General features: G+C 71.3%; 17 protein-coding genes. 9 read left to right on the top strand and 8 right to left on the bottom strand.

The window, feature by feature from the left end; translation table 11 throughout:
• The first annotated feature begins 239 nt into the window (after positions 1–239).
• Positions 240–1,076 (top strand): HAD family hydrolase, encoded by an 837-nt coding sequence (locus tag OG432_RS18910; protein WP_328312131.1) that lies wholly within the window; start codon positions 240–242, stop codon positions 1,074–1,076.
• A gap of 478 nt (positions 1,077–1,554) precedes the next feature.
• On the opposite strand, the gene OG432_RS18905 is transcribed toward OG432_RS18910, so the two are convergent.
• Complete coding sequence (locus tag OG432_RS18905; protein WP_328312130.1) at positions 1,555–2,373, bottom strand: oxidoreductase; 819 nt, start codon at positions 2,371–2,373, stop codon at positions 1,555–1,557.
• A gap of 102 nt (positions 2,374–2,475) precedes the next feature.
• Here OG432_RS18905 and OG432_RS18900 point away from each other — a divergent pair, with 102 nt between their 5' ends.
• Positions 2,476–3,474 carry an ATP-binding protein gene (locus OG432_RS18900; RefSeq protein ID WP_328312129.1) on the top strand — a complete coding sequence of 333 codons (999 nt, stop codon included), beginning with the start codon at positions 2,476–2,478 and terminating at the stop codon, positions 3,472–3,474.
• On the opposite strand, the gene OG432_RS18895 is transcribed toward OG432_RS18900, so the two are convergent.
• The gene (locus tag OG432_RS18895) at positions 3,452–4,750 is read right to left on the bottom strand and encodes a hypothetical protein (protein ID WP_328312128.1); all 1,299 of its coding nucleotides are present in this window, start codon (positions 4,748–4,750) and stop codon (positions 3,452–3,454) included. The two genes, OG432_RS18900 and OG432_RS18895, sit on opposite strands and share 23 nt — an antisense overlap.
• A gap of 282 nt (positions 4,751–5,032) precedes the next feature.
• On the opposite strand from OG432_RS18895, the gene OG432_RS18890 reads away from it, so the two are divergent.
• The 6 genes from OG432_RS18890 to OG432_RS18865 all read left to right on the top strand — a co-directional run bounded on the left by OG432_RS18890 (position 5,033) and on the right by OG432_RS18865 (position 12,952).
• Complete coding sequence (locus OG432_RS18890) at positions 5,033–7,348, top strand: bifunctional SulP family inorganic anion transporter/carbonic anhydrase (protein WP_328312127.1); 2,316 nt, start codon at positions 5,033–5,035, stop codon at positions 7,346–7,348.
• Positions 7,349–7,488: 140 nt separating this feature from the next.
• Entirely contained in the window at positions 7,489–9,504 is a 2,016-nt protein-coding gene (gene acs, locus OG432_RS18885; protein ID WP_328315154.1) for an acetate--CoA ligase, read from the top strand.
• Between the two features lie 254 nt (positions 9,505–9,758).
• Positions 9,759–11,153 carry a Na+/H+ antiporter NhaA gene (nhaA, locus tag OG432_RS18880; protein WP_328312126.1) on the top strand — a complete coding sequence of 465 codons (1,395 nt, stop codon included), beginning with the start codon at positions 9,759–9,761 and terminating at the stop codon, positions 11,151–11,153.
• Positions 11,154–11,219: 66 nt separating this feature from the next.
• Positions 11,220–11,696 (top strand): phage holin family protein, encoded by a 477-nt coding sequence (locus OG432_RS18875; protein WP_328312125.1) that lies wholly within the window; start codon positions 11,220–11,222, stop codon positions 11,694–11,696.
• A complete protein-coding gene (locus OG432_RS18870) occupies positions 11,693–12,640 on the top strand; it encodes an alpha/beta fold hydrolase (RefSeq protein WP_328312124.1) in 948 nt (315 codons plus the stop codon). The genes OG432_RS18875 and OG432_RS18870 overlap by 4 nt, the downstream gene beginning before the upstream one ends.
• A gap of 114 nt (positions 12,641–12,754) precedes the next feature.
• The gene (locus OG432_RS18865; protein WP_328312123.1) at positions 12,755–12,952 is read left to right on the top strand and encodes a hypothetical protein; all 198 of its coding nucleotides are present in this window, start codon (positions 12,755–12,757) and stop codon (positions 12,950–12,952) included.
• Between the two features lie 115 nt (positions 12,953–13,067).
• On the opposite strand, the gene OG432_RS18860 is transcribed toward OG432_RS18865, so the two are convergent.
• The 4 genes from OG432_RS18860 to nth all read right to left on the bottom strand — a co-directional run bounded on the left by OG432_RS18860 (position 13,068) and on the right by nth (position 17,770).
• Complete coding sequence (locus OG432_RS18860) at positions 13,068–14,420, bottom strand: 6-phospho-beta-glucosidase (protein ID WP_328312122.1); 1,353 nt, start codon at positions 14,418–14,420, stop codon at positions 13,068–13,070.
• Positions 14,421–14,543: 123 nt separating this feature from the next.
• Entirely contained in the window at positions 14,544–15,743 is a 1,200-nt protein-coding gene (locus OG432_RS18855; protein WP_328312121.1) for a MarP family serine protease, read from the bottom strand.
• A gap of 13 nt (positions 15,744–15,756) precedes the next feature.
• Positions 15,757–16,497, bottom strand: a complete 741-nt coding sequence (locus tag OG432_RS18850) for an NUDIX hydrolase (protein WP_328312120.1) — start codon at positions 16,495–16,497, stop codon at positions 15,757–15,759.
• Between the two features lie 85 nt (positions 16,498–16,582).
• A complete protein-coding gene (nth, locus tag OG432_RS18845) occupies positions 16,583–17,770 on the bottom strand; it encodes an endonuclease III (RefSeq protein ID WP_328312119.1) in 1,188 nt (395 codons plus the stop codon).
• Between the two features lie 542 nt (positions 17,771–18,312).
• Between nth and OG432_RS18840 the strand changes: the two genes are divergently transcribed.
• Entirely contained in the window at positions 18,313–18,987 is a 675-nt protein-coding gene (locus tag OG432_RS18840) for a Crp/Fnr family transcriptional regulator (protein WP_108150862.1), read from the top strand.
• Between the two features lie 218 nt (positions 18,988–19,205).
• Here the strand turns inward: OG432_RS18840 and OG432_RS18835 are convergent, their stop codons facing one another.
• Together OG432_RS18835 and OG432_RS18830 are read right to left on the bottom strand one after the other, a co-directional pair.
• A complete protein-coding gene (locus OG432_RS18835; RefSeq protein ID WP_328312117.1) occupies positions 19,206–20,036 on the bottom strand; it encodes an MBL fold metallo-hydrolase in 831 nt (276 codons plus the stop codon).
• 262 nt (positions 20,037–20,298) lie between these two features.
• Positions 20,299–21,252 carry an NUDIX hydrolase gene (locus OG432_RS18830; protein WP_328312116.1) on the bottom strand — a complete coding sequence of 318 codons (954 nt, stop codon included), beginning with the start codon at positions 21,250–21,252 and terminating at the stop codon, positions 20,299–20,301.
• Positions 21,253–21,293: the final 41 nt, after the last annotated feature.

Here is a 21,293-nt window from a genome sequence, read left to right as displayed (position 1 = left end):
GCCCACGGAGAGGGGCGTCAGGAGGGGGTCCGGCGATGGTCCAGGCTCGAAAACGCATCTGGACATGCGACGACCCCCGCCGGGGGGGAGAGCGGGGGTCGTCCCCACGGTCTGACTCGGGGGGGGAGGAGCCGGACCGGGTTAGCACGGTCGCGAACGATCCGTGACTTCCATGGTGTACCCGAGAGCCTTCTCAGGCAAACCCACGCGCCCCAGCTTACGCCGAATGGTGGGCGCCTATGCTCGGACTCGTGGAAAACCACTCGCTGCCGCGTACCGCCGCCTTCTTCGACCTGGACAAGACAGTCATTGCCAAGTCGTCGACGCTGACCTTCAGCAAGTCCTTCTATCAAGGAGGGCTGATCAACCGCCGCGCCGTACTGCGCACTGCGTACGCGCAGTTCGTATTCCTCGCCGGCGGCGCCGACCACGACCAGATGGAGGGGATGCGCGAGTATCTGTCCGCCCTCTGCAAGGGGTGGAACGTCCAGCAGGTCAAGGAGATCGTCGCCGAGACCCTCCACGACCTGATCGACCCGATCATCTACGACGAGGCCGCCTCCCTCATCGAGGAGCACCACGCGGCGGGCCGCGACGTGGTCATCGTGTCGACCTCGGGCGCCGAGGTCGTCGAGCCGATCGGCGAACTGCTCGGCGCGGACCGGGTGGTGGCCACCCGCATGGTGGTCGGCGAGGACGGCTGCTTCACGGGAGACGTGGAGTACTACGCCTACGGGCCGACGAAGGCCGAGGCCGTCAAGGACCTGGCCGCGTCCGAGGGGTACGACTTGGCGCGCTGCTACGCCTACAGCGACTCCGCGACCGATGTCCCGATGCTGGAGTCGGTCGGCCACCCCTTCGCCGTCAATCCGGACCGCGCGCTCCGCCGTGAAGCCACCGCGAGGAAATGGCCGATTCTCGTCTTCAACCGGCCGGTCAGCCTCAAGCAACGACTGCCCGGCCTCTCCATGCCGCCCCGGTCCGCGCTCCTGGCCGCGGCGGCGGTCGGCGCGGCCGCGGCCACCGCAGGGATCGTCTGGTACGCCGCCCGCAAGCGCGGCTCGGTCCCGGCCTGAGGGCGCGAGCGACGAGAAGAGGGGCGGGCCGGAGGGAGAGGGCCGGTCCGAACGGCGCGTCCAGGGACGGCTTCTGAAAACAGCCGTCCGTTTCACCCCTGTTTGAACCTAAAAGTAAAGAACTGGGGTGAGGGGTTTCGCTTCTCGCCGTACGGGAGTAGAAAGGACTCAACGGCCCGCGAGACCTGGGACATCCGAGAGGATCACCTTCTACGCAATCACGGCCCCACGGACCGCGCATGGACATCGAGCACCCACGCGACGTCGACCCGTCGATTACGGGCCAGCCGCACCAGGTGAACGGGCAGAGAATCCCGGCCTGATGGGCATCATTCGAGGACGCTTGGTAACACGGTGAACATGCCAGCGGCGGTATCGGTCTCCGATACCGCCGCAACCCTTTTCCCGCCCGGGAAAACGCGGGCGACCGCACGCGAACACCCCCTGGGACGCGCTCGCGAACACCCGCGTGCACGCCCTACGCGGCGCCGCGCTGAAGCGCCTCGCACACGGCCGTCGACTCGCGCACACCCAGCTCGACGGCCTTGCCGCAATGGGTGATCCAGGCCGCCATCCCCTGCGGGGTGCCCGACACATAGCCGTCGAGCGCCGCCGCGTACGCCGCACGCCCCAGTTCGGCGTGGCCCACCTCGGCCGGGCAGATCGCCTTGGGGTCGAGCCCGCTGCCGATCAGCACGATCCGCTCGGCGGTGCGCGCGACAAGGCCGTTGCAGGAGGAGAAGGGCCGCAGTGCCAGCAGTTCGCCGTGCACGATCGCGGCCGTCACCAGAGCGGGAGCCGAACCGCCCGCGATGATCAGCCGGGAGAGCCCTTCGAGGCGGCCCGCGACCTCGTCCGCGTCCGGCAGACGACCTTCGATCAGAGGCTCGTCGACGGATTCGCCGGCCTGCCTCGGCCGCCCCACCGCGTCGCCCGCGTCCGCGGCCGCCACCAGGTGCAGCCTGGCGAGCACGCGCAAGGGCGACTGCCGCCAGATGGACAGGAGTTGGCCGGCCTCCGCGGTCAGCCGCAGCGCGGCACCGACCGTACGGGCGTCGGGCTCGGTACCGAAGTCCGTGCGCCGCCGCACCTCCTCCAGCGCCCAGTCCGCGCCGGACAGGGCGGCACTGCCACGCGCTCCGCGCAGGGCCGCTTCCGAGGTGATCTCGTTGCTGCGGCGCCGCATCACGCGGTGCCCGTACACCCGGTCCACGGCCTTGCGCACACGGTCCACGGCGTCCGGGACGCCCGGCAGTCCACCGAGGGCGACAAGGGGGTCAGCGGCGTTCGTACTCATAGGTAAGGAGGCTACGCGTTGGCAAGCCGCGCCCCACCTTCGAGTGGTCTTCTTCACTCGGCTCGCATACTTCACGTCACGATGCGATTACCGTTGGTGAACATGAAGATCGCTTTCGTGGGGAAGGGCGGCAGCGGCAAGACCACGCTGTCCTCGCTCTTCATCCGCCACCTCACCGCCAACGAGGCCGCCGTCGTCGCGGTCGACGCCGACATCAACCAGCACCTCGGGGCCGCGCTCGGGCTCGACGACGAGGAGGCCGCCGCGCTGCCCGCGATGGGCGCCCACCTGCCCCTCATCAAGGAGTATCTGCGCGGCACCAACCCGCGGATCGCCTCCACCGAGACGATGATCAAGACGACGCCGCCCGGTCACGGCTCCCGGCTGCTGCGGGTGCGCGAGGCCAACCCCGTGTACGAGGCCTGCGCGCGCCGGGTCGGTCTGGACGACGGGGACATCCGGCTGATGGCGACCGGCCCGTTCACCGAGTCCGACCTGGGGGTGGCCTGCTACCACTCGAAGGTCGGCGCGGTCGAACTGTGCCTGAACCACCTGGTGGACGGCGTGGACGAGTACGTCGTCGTCGACATGACGGCGGGCTCCGACTCGTTCGCCTCCGGCATGTTCACGCGCTTCGACATGACGTTCCTGGTGGCCGAGCCGACCCGCAAGGGCGTCTCCGTCTACCGCCAGTACAAGGAGTACGCCCGGGACTACGGGGTCGCGCTCAAGGTCGTCGGCAACAAGGTGCAGGGTCAGGACGACGTGGACTTCCTGCGCGCCGAGGTCGGCGACGACCTCCTGGTCACGGTGGGCCACTCCGACTGGGTGCGGGCCATGGAGAAGGGGCGCCCGGCCCGCTTCGAGCTCCTGGAGGCCGACAACCGGCTCGCCCTGCAGACGCTGCAGGACGCGGCGGACGACTCGTACGTGCACCGGGACTGGGAGCGCTACACGCGGCAGATGGTGCACTTCCACCTGAAGAACGCGGAGAGCTGGGGCAACGCGAAGACCGGGGCCGACCTGGCGGCGCAGGTGGACCCCGGTTTCGTCCTGAGCGAGCGACTGATCGCCGAGGTCAGTGAGCCGCAGCCTGCTTGACGACGGGCTGGGGCATCGCGGGCTTCAGCGGGGCGACGGGCTTCGCGGGGGCCGCCGGCTGGGCGCCCTCCAGCGCCGGCCAACCGCCCTTGGGGGCCTCGCCCACCTTGAGCGAGTGGAACTTGGCGAGCACGGCCGGGTCCTGGGCGTCCAGCCAGTCCGCGAGCTGACGGAACGAGACGCAGTGGACGTCGCGCTTCACGCAGACGGTCCTGATGGTCTCCTCGACGGCCTTCATGTAGGCGCCGCCGTTCCATGACTCGAAGTGGTTGCCGACGATCAGCGGGGCGCGGTTGCCGTCGTAGGAGCGGTCGAAGGCCTGGAGGAGGCCGTCGCGCATCTGGTTGCCCCAGTACTCGTGCTGATCGGCGTCACCGGTCATCGCGTTGGACTGGTTCATGTAGAAGTTGTAGTCCATGGACAGGGTCTGGAACTCCCGGCCCGGGACCGGCACCAGCTGCATCGACAGGTCCCAGACGCCATTGGGGTTCTTCTTCGGCCACACCTGGTCGTTGACGCCGCTGGTGTCGTAGCGCCAGCCCAGTTCGCCCGCGGTCTTGACGAAGTTCTTCTGGCCTTCGAGGCAGGGGGTGCGGCCGCCCACGAGCTCCTTGTCGTAGTCGAACGGGAGCGGCGCCTCCGCCTTGAGGCCCGAGTTCGTCTTCCAGTTCTTCACGAAGGACTTGGCCTGGGCGATCTCGCTCTTCCACTCGGCCACCGACCAGGTGCCGACGCCGCCGTCGGGCCCGCAGTAGTGCCCGTTGAAGTGGGTTCCGATCTCGTTGCCCTCCTTCCACGCCGCGCGGACCTGGGTGACGGTGTCCTTGATTCCCTTGAGGTCGTTGAAGCCGATGTCCGAGTGGCCCGGGGAGTGCTTGGGCGCGGTGTAGAGGTTCGCCTTCGCCTCCGGCAGCATGTACACGCCGCTCAGGAAGTACGTCATGGTCGCGTTGGACTCCTTGGCGACCTCACGGAAGTGCGAGAAGAGCTTCTGGCTGTCCTCGCCCGCGCCGTCCCAGGAGAACACCACGAACTGCGGCGGCCGCTGTCCCGGTTGCAGCTTCGTGGCCTTGAGCAGGTGCGGCTGGACCCCGGTGTACGCGGTCGAGCCGTCCCCGATGACATGCGGGGCGTTGTTGGGGGCGGCGGCGCCCTGGCGGCCGGCGGGTGCCGGTTTGGCCGGGCCCGCGCCGGAGGAGCAGCCCGCGGCTCCGACGGCCAGCGCGGCGGCGATGACGCCGACTGCGATCCTCTTGGCGTGCGTGGCGGCGATCATCCGCCCACCTCTTCCTTGCGGTTCTGTGCGTTGAGTGCCGTCACGGCGCCGCAAAAGTCGCACGCAGAGTGGGGCACACCGGAACGACAAGCCGAACGAAAAGCTGCCTATTCACCCCAGCGAGTGAACCATTGCCCTATTTGCCCTAAATGGGAAGTAAGCGGCTTTACTTTGCATTACGATTCGTTTACCGAGAGTTGAGAATCCCGCCGCTGCACTGCCGTGACCCACGGCCGCGACCCCACGTTCCGCGACCGCGCTGCCCCGGAGGAGACGGGAACCATGCCTGCTTGCGTACCCCCTCGCGCCACCAACCCGGCCCAGCCGCCCGGCGGCCGCCGGCCGCACGAGCCGCCCGCCCCCGGCGGACCCCGCCGCCGCTTGCGGATCCGCGGCGCCGACCTGTCGGCGTCCATCACCGTGTTCCTGCTCGCCGTCCCGATGTCGCTCGGCCTCGCCGTCGCCATCGACGCACCGCTGGAGGCCAGCCTCATCGCCGCCGGCATCGGCGGCATCGTCGCCGGACTGCTCGGCGGCTCGCCCCTCCTGGTCAGCGGTCCCTCCGCCGGACTGACCGTGGTCTCGGCCGAGTTGATCCAGACGTACGGCTGGCGCACCAGCTGCGCCATCACCGTGTGCGCGGGCCTGCTCCAGATCGCGCTGGGTTGCCTGAAGACCGCACGGTCCGCCCTCGCGGTCAGCCCCGCCATCGTGCACGGCACCCTCGCCGGCATCGGGGCCGCCATCGCGCTGGCCCAGCTCCACATCGTCCTCGGCGGCTCCCCGCAGAGCTCCGCGGTGGCCAACGCCCTTGCGCTGCCCGGCCAGTTCGCCCAGGTCGGCCCCGCGGAACCGCTCATCGGCGCGCTGACCCTCGCCGTCCTCCTGCTGTGGCCCCGCATCCCGGGACGTACGGGCAAGGCCCTGCGCCGCATCCCCGCCGCGCTCGCCTGTGTCGTGGTCGCCACCGGCGTCGCCGCGTTCGCCGCCCCGGGGATCGCCCGCGTCGACCTGCCCTCCTGGGACGCCCACGTCCTGCCCGAGATGCCGCACGGCCCGGCGCTCGGGCTCGTCACCGCGGTGCTGACCGTGACCCTGGTCGCCAGCCTGGAGTCGCTGCTCTCCGCGGTCGCCGTCGACCGCCTCGGAGCCGAGCGGCCGGGCAGCACCGTGCCGCGCGCCGACCTCGACCGCGAACTGCGCGGCCAGGGCATCGCCAACGCCGTGTCCGGGCTCGTCGGCGGCATGCCCGTCTCCGGCGGCGCGGTGCGCGGCAGCGCCAACGTCCGCGCGGGCGCGACCGGCCGCGCCTCGACGGTGCTGCACGGCGTGTGGGTGCTGCTCGCGGCCGGGCTGCTGGTCTCCGTGCTGGAGTGGATCCCGCTGGCCGCGCTCGCCGCCCTGGTCATGATGGTCGGCATCCAGATGGTCAACTTCGCGCACATCCGCAACGTCCACAAACACCGCGAGTTCCTGGTTTATGTGGCATCCGTCGGCGGAGTGCTCGTCCTGGGCGTCCTGCAAGGAGTCGTCCTGGGAATCGCCGTCGCCGTCGCGGTGGCGCTGCACCGCCTTTCGCGTACCCGTATCACCGCACAGCAGGAGGCGGACGGCACCTATCTGGTGCGCGCCCGCGGCCAGTTGACGTTTCTCGCCGTGCCCCGGCTGACCCGGACGCTCGGCCATGTTCCCCAAGGAGCGGACACCATCGTGGAGTTGGACGGATCGTTCATGGATCACGCCGCCTTCGAGGCGTTGCAGGGCTGGCAGAACGCGCACCAGGCGCGGGGCGGCAGCGCGCGGGTCACCACGCGCGCCGGGGGCAGGATCGCCGAGCCCGCCGCCACGGCGCACGCCTGCTGCCGCCCGTGGACCCCGTGGCGCAACCACCACTGCCACGACCAGCCGCAGCAACGCACCCACGGCCATCAACTGGCCAGCGGGCTCAGCTCGTTCCAGCGCAATACGGCCCCCCTGGTGCGTGAGGAGCTGGCCCGGCTCGCCCGCGAGGGGCAGCGCCCGCAGCAGCTCTTCATCACCTGCGCCGATTCCCGCGTCGTCACCAGCATGATCACCTCAAGCGGCCCGGGTGACCTGTTCACGGTGCGCAACATCGGCAACCTGGTGCCGCCGCCGGGCGAGGAGGGCGGCGACGAGTCGGTGGCGGCGGCCATCGAGTACGCCGTCGACATCCTCCAGGTCCAGTCGATCACCGTGTGCGGCCACTCCGGCTGCGGTGCGATGACGGCGCTGCTCAACGGCAGACAAGGAGCGCCGATGACGCCGTTGCGCCGCTGGCTGCGGCACGGCGGCCCGAGTCTTGAGCGGATGGCGAGCCGCAGCCACGCGTGGGCCCGGATCGCCGGCCGGCTGCCGGCCGACGCCGTGGAGCAGCTCTGCCTGACCAATGTGGTCCAGCAGTTGGAGCACCTGCGCCGGCACGAGTCGGTGGCGCGCGCGCTCGCCGCGGGCACGCTCGCGCTGCACGGCATGTACTTCCACGTCGGCGAGGCCCAGGCCTATCTGCTCTCGGCCGACGACCACGAGGAGGTCTTCGAGGGTGTCGGCGTCAACCTCCTGGAGGACACGCCCGCCTGAACCCTGCCTCGCCCGTCCCGCTGCCGTACGGCCTCTCCCACCAAGGGGGAGGCCGTTCGTGTGCCACGCCGATGACCAGGAAATCTCTACAGGTCTAAACCAATTCCTTGGAGGCCCTTGTCACCCGGCCCCTTGGCCTGATGAGCTATGGCCCGGGACACATACGCATTGAGGACGCCCTGGGAAAGGGAGATGTCGTGAGCAACGAGAGCTTGGCCAATCTGCTGAAAGAGGAACGGCGATTCGCGCCGCCCTCCGGGCTGGCCGCGGATGCCAACGTGACGGCGGAGGCGTACGAGCGGGCCGATGCGGACAGGCTGGGCTTCTGGGCCGAGCAGGCCCGGCGCCTGACCTGGGCCACCGAGCCGACCGAGACCCTGGACTGGTCGAACCCGCCGTTCGCGAAGTGGTTCGCCGACGGCAAGCTGAACGTCGCGTACAACTGCGTCGACCGCCACGTCGAGGCCGGCAACGGCGACCGGGTCGCGATCCACTTCGAGGGCGAGCCGGGCGACAGCCGCGCGATCACCTACGCCGAGCTCAAGGACGAGGTGTCAAGGGCCGCCAACGCCCTGACCGAGCTCGGTGTCCAGGCCGGTGACAGGGTCGCGGTGTACATGCCGATGATCCCCGAGGCGGCCGTCGCGATGCTGGCCTGCGCCCGCATCGGCGCCGCCCACTCCGTCGTCTTCGGCGGCTTCTCCGCCGACGCCGTCGCCTCCCGCATCCAGGACGCCGACGCCAAGCTCGTCATCACCTCCGACGGCGGCTACCGCCGGGGCAAGCCGTCCGCCCTGAAGCCCGCCATCGACGACGCCGTCGCCCGCTGCCCCCAGGTCGAGCATGTCCTGGTCGTGCGGCGCACCGGCCAGGACGTCGCCTGGGACGACAGCCGCGATGTGTGGTGGGACGACATTGTCGCCCGCCAGTCCGTGGAGCACACGCCCACCGCGTTCGACGCCGAACACCCGCTGTTCATCCTGTACACATCGGGTACGACGGGGAAGCCCAAGGGCATCCTGCACACCTCGGGCGGCTACCTCACCCAGGCCGCGTACACCCACCACGCCGTCTTCGACCTGAAGCCCGAGAGCGACGTGTACTGGTGCACCGCCGACATCGGCTGGGTCACCGGACACTCGTACATCGTCTACGGACCGCTCGCCAACGGCGCGACCCAGGTCATGTACGAGGGCACCCCGGACAGCCCGCACCAGGGCCGGTTCTGGGAGATCGTGCAGAAGTACGGCGTCACCATCCTCTACACCGCGCCGACCGCGATCCGCACATTCATGAAGTGGGGCGACGACATCCCCGCCAAGTTCGATCTGTCGAGCCTGCGGGTCCTGGGATCGGTGGGCGAGCCCATCAACCCCGAGGCGTGGATGTGGTACCGCAAGCACATCGGCGCCGACAAGTGCCCCATCGTGGACACCTGGTGGCAGACCGAGACCGGCGCGATGATGATCTCGCCGCTGCCCGGTGTCACCGAGACCAAGCCCGGCTCGGCCCAGCGCGCGCTGCCCGGCATCGCCGCGACCGTCGTCGACGACGAAGCCCACGAGGTCCCCGACGGCGGGGGCGGCTACCTCGTCCTGACCGAGCCGTGGCCCTCCATGCTCCGCACGATCTGGGGCGACGACCAGCGGTTCATCGACACCTACTGGTCCCGCTTCGAAGGCAAGTACTTCGCCGGTGACGGCGCCAAGAAGGACGACGACGGCGACATCTGGCTGCTCGGCCGCGTCGACGACGTCATGCTCGTGTCGGGCCACAACATCTCCACCACCGAGGTCGAGTCGGCGCTCGTCTCGCACCCCTCGGTCGCCGAGGCCGCCGTCGTCGGCGCCGCCGACGAGACGACCGGGCAGGCCATCGTCGCCTTCGTCATCCTGCGCGGCACCGCCAACGCAGACGACGAAGGCCTCGTCGAGGCACTCCGCGCCCACGTCGGCACGGCCCTCGGCCCGATCGCGAAGCCCAAGCGCGTCCTGCCGGTCGCCGAGCTCCCCAAGACCCGCTCCGGCAAGATCATGCGCCGCCTGCTCCGGGACGTCGCCGAGAACCGCGAGCTGGGCGATGTCACCACCCTGACCGACTCCTCCGTCATGGACCTCATCCAGACCAAGCTGCCCAGCGCCTCCAGCGAGGACTGAGCCAGGCAGCGGAGCCGGGCAGCAGTCGCCCGAAGGGCCCGGCCGCACGCGCGGCCGGGCCCTTTCGCGCGCCGTATGACCGATGTGCACCTAAAGTGATGATCACCGGATCCACCCCGGCGCATGGCACCGCACCGTAAAGTTAGGTAAAGTAAGGAAAGCGTCAACGACGCGACAAGAACGTCAGGTGCGCCGGGAAGTCTGGTCGGCAACGTGCTCAGTCATGCCCGCCGAACCGACCGGAGGTCGCCCTCGTGGCCACGCCCACCCCCAGCAAGCAGAAGTTCCTCGGCCGGCTCTCGCTCCCCGAGCGCACGTACATCGCCGAGGCCCTGCGCGCCGAGACCGTCGGCGGTGTGCTGCTGCTCGTGGCCGCGATCGCCGCGCTGATCTGGGCGAACACCCTGGGGTCGAGTTACGAGACGGTCCGCGGCTTCCACATCGGCATCAGCGCCCTCGGGCTCGACCTCTCCATCCAGCACTGGGCCGCCGACGGCCTGCTCGCGATCTTCTTCTTCGTCGCCGGTATCGAACTCAAGCGTGAACTCGTCGCCGGTGAGCTGCGCGACCCGAAGGCCGCCGCGCTGCCCGTGATCGCGGCCCTGTGCGGCATGGCCGTCCCCGCGCTCGTCTACGCGCTGGTGAACGTGCTCGGCAACGGCTCGCTCGACGGCTGGGCGGTGCCGACCGCTACAGACATCGCGTTCGCCCTCGCGGTGCTCGCCGTCATCGGCACCTCGCTGCCCTCGGCGCTGCGCGCCTTCCTGCTCACGCTCGCCGTCGTCGACGACCTCTTCGCGATCCTGATCATCGCCGTCTTCTTCACCAGCAGCATCAACTTCGCGGCCCTCGGCGGCGCCGTCGTCGGGCTCGTCCTCTTCTGGTGGCTGCTCAGGAAGGGTGTGCGGGGCTGGTACGTCTACATCCCGCTCGCGCTCGTCATCTGGGGGCTGATGTACAACAGCGGCGTCCACTCCACCATCGCCGGCGTCGCGATGGGCCTGATGCTGCGCTGTCACCGCACCGAGGGCGAGGAGCACTCCCCCGGCGAGCACATCGAGCACCTGGTGCGGCCCGTGTCGGCCGGGCTCGCGGTGCCGCTCTTCGCACTGTTCTCGGCCGGTGTCGGCATCAGTGGAGCCACCCTGGCCGATGTCTTCACCCGGCCCGAGACACTCGGCGTCGTCCTCGGCCTGATCGTCGGCAAGGCCGTCGGCATCTTCGGCGGGACCTGGCTCGCCGCCCGCTTCACCAAGGCGCAACTCAACGACGACCTGGCCTGGCCCGACGTCTTCGCCGTCGCCTCGCTCGCCGGCATCGGCTTCACGGTCTCGCTGCTCATCGGCGAACTCGCCTTCGACGGCCAGGACCGGCTGGCCGACGAGATCAAGGCCGCCGTCCTCGTGGGCTCGCTGACCGCCGCCGTACTCTCCTCGATCCTGCTCAAGCTGCGGGTGCGCAAGTACCGGCAACTCGTCGACGACGAGGAGCGCGACGACGACCAGGACGGCATCCCCGACGTGTACGAAGCGGACAAGCCGGAGTACCACCTGCGGATGGCCGCGATCTACGAGAACAAGGCGGCCGAGCACCGCAGACTGGCGCAACTGGCGGGGGCGGAGCGCGATGACGCCGACCGTCCGGCATGATCTGACCACGGACCTGTTGGACCCGTTGGACCCGTCGGTAACCGAGAAGAGATGAGGGAGTCAGCGATGAGCGACCCCAGCCACAACGCCGGCAGCGCCGAGCGCAGCCTCGGCCAGCTGGTCGCCTCCGCGACCGCCGAGATGTCCGCCCTGGTGCACGACGAGATCGCGCTGGCCAAGGTGGAGCTGCGGCAGGACGTCAAGCGCGGGGCGATCGGTGGCATCGCCATCAGTACCGCCGGTGTGCTCGCGCTGTTCTCGCTGCCGGTGCTGAGCTTCGCGGCGGCGTACGGCATCCACAACCTGGGGCTCGGGCTCGCCTGGTCGTTCCTCATCGTGGGTGGCGCGTTCCTGCTGCTCGCGGCGCTGCTCGGGGTGCTCGCCGTCACCAAGTTCAAGAAGGTCAAGCCGCCGGAGAAGTCCATCGCGTCGGCCAAGGCGACGGCGGCCGTGATGCAGGGCGTCAAGCCGCACCCGCGCCCGGCCACCGTCGAGGTGACGGTCACGGACACCGGCGCCACTGTGGCACGCTCGTCTGCATGACCGCACCCGAGCCCGGCACCGGAAGCCCCGGCGGCACCGGCAGCCCTGTCCGCATCGATGGTCCCTGGACCCATAGGGACGTGGCTGCCAATGGGGCGCGCTTCCACATCGCCGAACTCGGCGACGGACCACTGGTGTTGCTGCTCCACGGCTTTCCGCAGTTCTGGTGGACCTGGCGCCATCAACTGACCGCGCTGGCCGACGCCGGCTACCGCGCGGTCGCGATGGACCTGCGCGGCGTGGGCGGCAGCGACCGCACCCCGCGCGGTTACGACCCGGCCAACCTGGCCCTCGACATCACGGGCGTCGTACGGTCCCTGGGCGAGCCCGACGCGGCCCTGGTCGGGCACGACTTGGGCGGCTATCTGGCGTGGACGGCGGCGGTGATGCGCCCCAAGGTGGTGCGCAGGCTGGTGGTGTCGTCGATGCCGCACCCGCGCCGCTGGCGCTCGGCGATGCTCGCCGACTACAAGCAGACCTCGGCCGGCTCCTACGTCTGGGGCTTCCAGCGCCCCTGGCTGCCGGAGCGTCAACTGGTGGCGGACGACGGTGCGTTGGTCGGCCGACTGGTACGGGACTGGTCGGGGCCGCGCCAACCGGAGGACGACGCGGTGGAGACCTACCGGCGCGCCATGTGCATCCCGTCCACGGCGCACTGCTCGATCGAGCCGTACCGGTGGATGGTGCGCTCGATGGCGCGGCCCGACGGCATCCAGTTCAACCGGCGGATGAAGCGGCCGGTCCGGGTGCCGACGCTGCATCTGCACGGCTCGCTCGACCCGGTGATGCGCACCCGCAGCGCCGCGGGCTCGGGCGAATACGTCGAAGCCCCGTACCGCTGGCGGCTGTTCGACGGTCTGGGGCACTTCCCGCACGAGGAGGACCCGGCGGCGTTCTCCACCGAGCTCGTCAACTGGCTCAAGGACCCGGAACCGGACCGCTGAGTTCCGCCGGCCACTGGAACGCTTGTCCTACGAACAGCCAATTGCCTGGCGCATAAGCCAATTGGGCCCCTCCGAGGCGGTTACCGACCTTGGGCCCCGGGCACACGTCGGGGTATGGGCTGGACGCACGACTACGGTGACGCAGCACGCAACCGCCGAACGGCCGCAGGGCCGGTCTCGTACGAGAGGGGCGGCCCGCAGGGGCGGGGGCTGAAACTCCCCTCCCCCGACTCCCGGGAGGTGGGCATTCCGCGCATCCTGCGCCGCCGGGCCCGCTGGGTCTCGGCCCGGCTGCGACATGCGCGGACCTAGGCCGAAGCGGACCCAGGGCGAAGCGCACCCGGGCCCACGCAGGCCCGAGGCGGAACGGGCCACGGCCGAAGCGGACCCGGGCCGCACGTGACGGCCCGGCCGGTCCCATGGCGGCCTAGTCGGTCCTGAGGTACCCGAGTCCGGGGTGGGCGCTGCGGTAGCCGTCCAGGAGCCTTCGGGCCACGTGGACGGAGTCGACCAGCGGATGCAGGGCGAACGCCTTGACCGCCGCCCGCGCCGACCCGCTCCGTGCCGCCTCCAGAACGCACCGCTCGACCGCCTTCACCGAGCCGACCAGGCCCGCCTCATGGCCCGTCAGCTGGGAGACGGGCAGCGGGTGCGGGCCCTCCGCGTCGACGAGGCACGGAATCTCGATGACGGCCCGCTCGTCGAGCACGCGCAGCGCGTCGCCGTTGCGCACGTTCAGGACGAGCGTGGCCGCCTCGTCGCGCGCGATGGCCCGCATCAGGGCCAGCGCCACCTTCTCGTACCCGCCGGACTCCATGTCGTCGGCATGCCGGTCGCCGGCCCCCGACACGTCACGGTTCGCGGACATGTACGTGGCCTCGCGCTCGGCCCGCGTACGGTCCCAGGCCGCCCACACCGAGGCGTCGGGCACCGTCTCGGCGGTGGCGTAGAAACGTGCCTGCTGGTCCTTGAGGAAGGCGCCGCGGGTCAGCTCGGCCTGCCGGTAGGCGGCCACCGCCTCACGGTTGAAGTAGTAGTAGTGCAAGTACTCGTTGGGCACCGAACCGAGCGAGCGCAGCCAGTCGGCTCCGAACAGCTTGCCCTCCTCGAAGGAGGTCAGCAGCTCGTCGCCCCGCTCGAACAGGCGCGGCAGGACGTTCTTCTCGCCCTCGTACAGGCCGTGCAGCCAGCCCAGGTGATTGAGGCCGGCGTAGTCGAGGCGGACCCGGTCGGGGTCGGCGCCCACCGCGACGGCGACCCGGCGCGCCAGGCCCACCGGCGAGTCGCAGATGCCGATGACACGGTCGCCGAGGTGCTCGGCCATCGCCTCGGTCACCAGGCCGGCCGGATTGGTGAAGTTGATGACCCAGGCGTCGGGGGCGAGCGCCTTGACCCGCCGGGCGATCTCGACGGCGACCGGCACGGTGCGCAGCCCGTAGGCGATGCCGCCCGCCCCGACCGTCTCCTGGCCGAGAACGCCCTCCGCGAGCGCGATGCGCTCGTCGGCGGCCCGGCCTTCGAGACCGCCGACGCGGATCGCGGAGAACACGAAGTCCGCGCCGCGCAACGCCTCGTCGAGGTCGGTGGTGGTGCGGACGGCCGGGGCGTCCTCGATCCCGTACGCCCGGTCGGCGAGGACGCGGCCGATGGCGTGCAGCCGGGCCGCGTCCAGGTCGTGGAGGACCACCTCGGTGACACGGCCGGGCGCGTGGTCGCGCAGCAGTGCGCCGTACACGAGCGGGACCCGGAAGCCGCCGCCGCCGAGGATCGTCAGTCGCATCGCAGCCTTTTCGTCAGGGGGTCACGGCCCGTCGGAGCCATGGCCTGTCGGAGGCCATGGCCTGTCGGGGGTCGTCACCCGTCGGGGGTCGTCACCCGTCGGGGAGCATGGCCCGTCGGGGGGTCACAGGGCGCACTGTTCGCTGTCCACCTGCTGGTTGGCCGTGCGGCCCTGCTGGGCGTCGGCCTTGACCTCGTCGGCGGTCAGCGCGTACCCAGTGTCCGGGTCGTCGAGCGACTTGGCGAAGACCACGCCGTAGACCTTGCCGTCGGGGGTCAGCAGCGGGCCGCCGGAGTTGCCCGGCCGGACCGTGGTGAACAGCGAGTACACGTCGCGGCGCACCGTGCCGCGGCGGTAGATGTCCGGCCCCTTGGCGCTGATGCGGCCGCGGATCCGGGCGGAGCGGACGTCGTAGGGGTGGTCCTCGGGGAAGCCGGCCACGATCGCGCCGTTGCCGGTGTGGGCATCGGTGGAGGTGAACTGGAGCGCGGGCGCCTTCAGATCCGGCACGTCGAGGACCGCGATGTCGCGGCGCCAGTCGTAGAGCACGACCTTCGCGTCGTACGTACGCCCCTGGCCGCCCACCTGGATGGTCGGCTCGTCCACGCCGCCCACCACGTGCGCGTTGGTCATGACGCGGCGGTCGGCGAAGACGAAGCCGGTGCCTTCCAGACGCTTGCCGCAACTCGGCGCCATGCCGACGACCTTGACGATCGACTTCTTGGCGGCGGCCGCGACCGGGCTGCCCGCGAGCTTCGGATCGGGCGCCTGGACCTCGGTGATCGACTCGTTCGAGAACGGCGTGAAGACCTGCGGGAAGCCGTTCTGCGCGAGGACCGAGGAGAAGTCGCTGAACCAGGTCGACGCCTGTTGGGGCATCACGTCCGACACGCCGAGCAGGATCTTGGAGTTGCGGACCTGCTTGCCCAGCGTCGGCAGGGCGGCCCCGGCGAGCAGCAGGCCGATCAGCCATGCCACGAGCAGCATGGCCACGACGTTGACGAGGGCGCCGCCGGTCGCGTCCAGGGCGCGCGCGGGCGACCAGGTGATGTACCGGCGCAGCTTGTTGCCGAGGTGGGTGGTGAAGGCCTGGCCCACAGAGGCGCAGACGATCACGATGACGACCGCGACGATGGCAGCCGTCGTCGAGACCTGGGACTCGTCGGTCAGCTGGTTCCAGATGAGCGGGAGCAGGTACACGGCGATGAGACCACCGCCGAGGAACCCGATCACCGACAGGATGCCGACGACGAAGCCCTGGCGGTAGCCGACGATCGCGAACCATACGGCGGCGACCAGCAACAGGATGTCCAGCACGTTCACGGGCCCCAGCCTGTCACGCGTGCCAGTCGAGCGGCACCCGCTTGGCCCGGTCCCACGGGCGCTCCCAGCCCGCGAAGTGCACGATCCGGTCGATCACACCCGCGGTGAACCCCCACACCAGCGCCGATTCGACCAGGAATGCCGGGCCTGCGTGTCCCTTCGGGTGGACGGCGGTGGCGCGGTTGGCCGGGTCCGTGAGATCCGCCACGGGCACCGTGAAGACCCGGGCCGTCTCGCCGCTGTCGACGGCCCGCACCGGCGTGGGCTCGCGCCACCAGCCGAGCACCGGCGTCACGACGAAGCCGCTCACCGGGATGTAGAGCCGGGGCAGCACGCCGAAGAGCTGGACGCCGGCGGGGTCGAGCCCGGTCTCCTCCTCGGCCTCGCGCAGCGCGGCCCGCAGCGGGCCGGTGGTGGCCGGGTCGCCGTCCTCGGGGTCGAGGGAGCCGCCGGGGAAGGACGGCTGGCCGCCGTGCGACCGCAGCTGGCTCGCCCGCTCCATGAGGAGCAGCTCGGGGCCGCGCGGCCCGTCACCGAAGAGCACGAGCACGGCGGACTGCCGTCCGTCGCCGCTCTCCGGCGGCAGGAACCGGCTCATCTGCTCGGGCCGCACGCCTTCGGCCGCCCGCGCGACGGGCCGCAGCCAGCCGGGCAGGCCGTCGCTGGTCACGGTGAGGGCGGGTGGGCCGCCGGTGCGGCCCGGCCCGCCGATGCCGCTCAGATCACCGTCGTACGTCTTGCTCGTGTGCGTCATCTGCACCCCCGTCGTTCATCGTCCACAACGCCTGTCACGGTCGCATTCGTTCCGGCCGGCCCCGGCGTCCGTCTTACGGGTGACGTCAGGCGCCTGCGAGCGGCGGCGCCGGGAGGCCCGGGTAGTCCGGCGGCGGGCTGAGCCGCTGGCCGGGGAAGCCGCCCTTCTCGTACTTCAGGAGCTTGGCCGCCTTCTCCGGATCCGTCTCGCCCTCCCCGTAGGACGGGCAGAGCGGCGCGATCGGACAGGCACCGCAGGCGGGCTTGCGGGAGTGGCAGATGCGGCGGCCGTGGAAGACGACGCGGTGCGAGAGCATCGTCCAGTCGCTCTTGGGGAAGATCGCGCAGATCTCCGCCTCGACCTTCACCGGGTCTTCCTGCTCGGTCCACTTGAAGCGGCGAACGAGCCTGCCGAAGTGGGTGTCCACGGTGATGCCCGGCACCCCGAAAGCATTGCCGAGGACGACATTCGCGGTCTTGCGTCCGACGCCGGGCAGCTTGACCAGGTCCTCCAGGCGCCCCGGCACCTCACCGCCGAACTCGTCCCTGAGGGCGACGGCGATCCCCATGATCGACTTGGCCTTGGCCCGGAAGAACCCGGTCGGCCTGATGAGCGCCTCGACCTCCTCGGGGTTGGCCGCGGCGAGGTCCTCGGGGGTCGGGTACGCGGCGAACAGCCCCGGTGTCGTCTGGTTGACCCGGAGGTCGGTGGTCTGCGCGGACAGGACGGTGGCCAGGAGCAGTTCGTACGGGTTGCGGAAGTCCAGCTCAGGGTGGGCGTACGGATAGACCTCGGCGAGCTCGCGATTGATCCGGCGGGCCCGGCGCACCATCGCGGTACGGGACTCGCCCCCACCCCCAACACCCCGCCCGGCCCCCGACTTGGCAGGGGAGGCGGGGACCTGCTTGGGGGCGGCCGCGGTCTTGGAGGCGGCTGAGGACGTGGAGGCGGGCGCCGCCTTTGAGGCGGCCGCACGCTTGGGGACGGCCGGGGTCCTGGAGGCAGCCGGGGTCTTGGAGCCGGCCGCGCGCTTGGAGGCGCCCGCGGCCTTCTTAGCTGGCTCTTTCTTGGGGGCGGCCGAGCGCTTGGGGGCGGCCGAGCGCTTGGGGGCGGCCGAGCGCTCGGCGGCGGCCGAGCCCTTGGGCCCACCCGAGCCCTTGGCGGCGGCCCGGCGCTCGGGCGTGCCCGGGGCGGCGGCCCCGGTGCCGGCCCGCGCCGCGGTGTTGGCCTCGGGGGCTGCTTCGCCCTCGGACGTGCTCTGAGACTTGCGCACAGTGTTGTCCTTGCTTCCTTCACCGACTGTGGATGAGTCGTTGCGGGCGCGCCCTCGCGCAGGTGCCGCGGGCGTCGCCCCGGCCGCCACCGTGGACGTCGCCCCGGGCGTCACCGTCGACCTGGCTGCGGACCTCGCCGCAGGCGTCACGGAGCTCGCCGTGGAGCTCGCCCCGCCGGCTCCGGCAACGCGTCCGGCCGCCCCGCCGCGGGGCCGCTCGCGGAGCCACTCGTGGGCCCCCGCACTGCCCTCTTCGCGGCACCTTTCGCCGTGGACGCGGACTGTTCGCCCACAGCTGAATCGTTCTCCGCGGACACTCCTTCAGCCCCCCTGGCCTGCGCTCCCACCGGCGAATTGGACACCCGGCCAGCCTAGAGCCCGGCACCGACATCCGCCCCGAGCACGGCGAATCAGCGCCCCAATCGGCCCCCTGACTCACGGTCCGGCACTCCGGTACGTCATCCTGTGATTGATCGCACTGTTTATACCGTCCGGCAAAATGGGGAGCTGGATCCCCTGAAACCGGTCACAAGGAGAGATTCGTGGACGACGTTCTGCGGCGCGCCCCGCTCTTCGCGGCGCTCGATGACGAGCAGGCCGCGGAGCTGCGCGCCTCGATGAGTGAGGTGACGCTCGCCCGCGGCGACGCGCTCTTCCACGAGGGCGACCCGGGTGACCGCCTTTACGTGGTCACCGAGGGCAAGGTGAAGCTGCACCGCACCTCGCCCGACGGCCGGGAGAACATGCTGGCGGTCCTCGGCCCCGGCGAGCTCATCGGCGAGCTGTCGCTGTTCGACCCGGGCCCGCGCACCGCCACCGCGAGCGCGCTGACCGAGGTCAAGCTGCTCGGCCTGGGCCACGGCGACCTTCAGCCCTGGCTGAACGCCCGCCCGGAGGTGGCCACGGCCCTGCTGCGCGCCGTCGCCCGCCGCCTGCGCAAGACCAACGACCAGATGTCCGACCTGGTCTTCTCCGACGTGCCGGGCCGCGTGGCCCGCGCGCTCCTCGACCTGTCGCGCCGCTTCGGCGTGCAGTCCGAAGAGGGCATCCACGTCGTGCACGACCTCACGCAGGAAGAGCTGGCCCAGTTGGTCGGCGCGTCCCGCGAGACGGTCAACAAGGCGCTCGCCGACTTCGCCCAGCGCGGCTGGCTGCGCCTGGAAGCGCGCGCGGTCATCCTGCTGGACGTGGAGCGCCTGGCGAAGCGGTCGCGCTGACCCCGGCCCTTCCGCGCCGTACGTGAATGGGCCCGCCTCCCAGGAGGCGGGCCCATTGGCGTGGGCGGACGACAGTCCTCACCCTGATGTCACAGGCGTGCCCACCTGACGGACGGACCCGAAGTCCCGCTCCCCACAAGCAAGTTCAAGCGCAAGCAGTCCTGAAGCGGATCTCGCGGGGCTGTGCGCCGCAGGGCTCCCGGTGCGCGCACAGCCCGTCAGATCAGCCCGTGCTCGCGCAGATACTCCAGCTGCGCGCGCACCGAGAGCTCGGCGGCCGGCCACAGGGAGCGGTCGACGTCCGCGTAGACCAGGGCCACCACCTCGGCCGTCGTGAGGTGACCGTTCTCCACCGCCGTCTCCACCTGGGCCAGCCGGTGGGCGCGGTGGGCCAGGTAGAACTCGACGGCGCCCTGGGCGTCGTCGAGCACCGGACCGTGCCCCGGCAACACCGTGTGCACGCCGTCGTCGACGGTCAGCGAGCGCAGCCTGCGAAGGGAGTCCAGATAGTCGCCGAGGCGCCCGTCGGGGTGGGCGACGACGGTCGTGCCGCGTCCCAGGACCGTGTCACCCGTCAGGACGGCCCGGTCGGCGGGCAGATGGAAGCAGAGCGAGTCCGCCGTGTGGCCCGGGGTGGGCACGACCCGCAGCTCCAGGCCGCCGGTGGTGATGACATCGCCGGCCGCGAGGCCCTCGTCCCCCAGGCGCAGGGCCGGGTCCAGGGCGCGCACAGGGGTACGGGTCAGCTCCGCGAAGCGCGCCGCGCCCTCGGCGTGGTCGGGGTGGCCGTGGGTGAGCAGGGTGAGCGCCACGCGCTTGCCGGCCTTCTCGGCCATCGCGACGACATGGCCGAGGTGGCCGTCGTCGAGGGGCCCGGGGTCGATGACGACGGCCAGATCGGAGTCCGGCTCGGCGACGATCCAGGTGTTGGTGCCGTCCAGGGTCATCGCGGAGGCGTTGGGCGCGAGGACGTTGATCGCCCGGTCGGTGGCGGGGCCCGAGAGGACTCCGCCGCGCGGCTGCCCGGGAAGGGCGGCGGCGTCACTCATACGGCACCTCCGTGGAGCGGCGGGATCAGCGGGTCTGCGGCCACTTGGGCAAGCCTCGCCGAGGCGGGCAGGGAACGGCGAGCACGTCTCACGCCGTCGCCCAGCATGTGGACGTTCCGGACGAAGCCGCGCCCCGGTCCGGTCGGCGCACAGGTCCGGCCGTTGCGGGCGGCGCCCGTCGGCGGACCGGTCGGCGCACAGGTGCGGGACGGCGCACACCTGCGGGGCATCAGGGCCTTCCTCCCGCCGGGATGTGTGGGCATCAGGGCCGCCCTTCCGCAGGGATGTGTTTCGTGAACTCGTCGTGGCCCGGCCAGCTCAGGACGAGTTCACCGGTGCCGGTCAGGCGGGCCTGGGCGAGCACGGGGGTCAGATCGCGTCCGGCCGCGGCCGCGAGGGCCTCGGCGGCGGTGGCGTACGGGAGGAGGCCGCGCAGGGTGGAGATGGTCGGCGGCATCATCAGGAGCTCGCCCTTGTCGTAGCCCGCGGCGGCTTCGGCGGGGCGGATCCAGACGGTCCGGTCGGCCTCGGTCGAGGCGTTGCGGGTGACCTGGCCCTCGGGCAGCACGGCGACGAAGAACCAGGTGTCGTACCGCCGGGGCTCGAACTCGGGCGTGATCCAGCGTGCCCAGGCGCCCAGCAGGTCGGAGCGGAGCACAAGGCCGCGCCGGTCGAGGAACTCGGCGAAGCTGAGGTCCCGGGTGACCAGCGCCCGGCGGTCGGCCTCCCAGTCGTCGCCGGTGGTGTCGCCGACGACGGTGGTGGCGTCGGGGCCGGCGAGCAGGACGCCCGCCTCCTCGTACGTCTCGCGGACCGCGGCACAGACGATGGCCTGGGCGGACGCGGGGTCCGTGCCGAGCCGTGCGGCCCACGTGTCGCGGGACGGGCCGGCCCAGCGCAGCTGTGCGTCCTCGGCGTCACGCGGGTCCACGCCGCCGCCGGGGTAGGCGTAGGCGCCGCCCGCGAAGGCCATGGAGGCACGCCTGCGCAGCATGTGGACGGAGGGGCCGGGGCCGGCCGTGGAGCCGGGGGCAGCGCAGGACCCGGTGCCTGGGGCGGATTCGGGGGCGGCCGAGCCCGTGGACGTCTCGGCCGCGCCGTCCCGGAGCAGCATCACGGTCGCGGCCCGCCGCGGCTCCACCGCGGTGAGCTCGCCTGCGGCTAGGGCACGGATGCGGTCCGGCCACTCCGGCGGGTACCACTGACCATTGGGCATGGGCGGATGCTACGGGGTGGCGTGCGGATGTTCGAGGGGGT

This window comes from Streptomyces sp. NBC_00442 (genome assembly GCF_036014195.1).
Lineage (GTDB): Bacteria > Actinomycetota > Actinomycetes > Streptomycetales > Streptomycetaceae > Streptomyces.
The sequence above is the reverse complement of the archived record's forward strand: the minus strand, read 5'-3'. Positions and strand labels throughout refer to the sequence as shown.

What these genes read in the sequence shown, in the direction of transcription:
- OG432_RS18910 (WP_328312131.1), top strand. Translation starts at nt 240, where the DNA reads ATGCTCGGACTCGTGGAAAACCACTCGCTGCCGCGTACCGCCGCCTTC.
- OG432_RS18905 (WP_328312130.1), bottom strand. Translation starts at nt 2,373, where the DNA reads ATGAGTACGAACGCCGCTGACCCCCTTGTCGCCCTCGGTGGACTGCCG.
- OG432_RS18900 (WP_328312129.1), top strand. Translation starts at nt 2,476, where the DNA reads ATGAAGATCGCTTTCGTGGGGAAGGGCGGCAGCGGCAAGACCACGCTG.
- OG432_RS18895 (WP_328312128.1), bottom strand. Translation starts at nt 4,750, where the DNA reads ATGATCGCCGCCACGCACGCCAAGAGGATCGCAGTCGGCGTCATCGCC.
- OG432_RS18890 (WP_328312127.1), top strand. Translation starts at nt 5,033, where the DNA reads ATGCCTGCTTGCGTACCCCCTCGCGCCACCAACCCGGCCCAGCCGCCC.
- acs (WP_328315154.1), top strand. Translation starts at nt 7,489, where the DNA reads ATGAGCTATGGCCCGGGACACATACGCATTGAGGACGCCCTGGGAAAG.
- OG432_RS18875 (WP_328312125.1), top strand. Translation starts at nt 11,220, where the DNA reads ATGAGCGACCCCAGCCACAACGCCGGCAGCGCCGAGCGCAGCCTCGGC.
- OG432_RS18870 (WP_328312124.1), top strand. Translation starts at nt 11,693, where the DNA reads ATGACCGCACCCGAGCCCGGCACCGGAAGCCCCGGCGGCACCGGCAGC.
- OG432_RS18865 (WP_328312123.1), top strand. Translation starts at nt 12,755, where the DNA reads ATGGGCTGGACGCACGACTACGGTGACGCAGCACGCAACCGCCGAACG.
- OG432_RS18860 (WP_328312122.1), bottom strand. Translation starts at nt 14,420, where the DNA reads ATGCGACTGACGATCCTCGGCGGCGGCGGCTTCCGGGTCCCGCTCGTG.
- OG432_RS18850 (WP_328312120.1), bottom strand. Translation starts at nt 16,497, where the DNA reads ATGACGCACACGAGCAAGACGTACGACGGTGATCTGAGCGGCATCGGC.
- OG432_RS18835 (WP_328312117.1), bottom strand. Translation starts at nt 20,036, where the DNA reads ATGAGTGACGCCGCCGCCCTTCCCGGGCAGCCGCGCGGCGGAGTCCTC.
- OG432_RS18830 (WP_328312116.1), bottom strand. Translation starts at nt 21,252, where the DNA reads ATGCCCAATGGTCAGTGGTACCCGCCGGAGTGGCCGGACCGCATCCGT.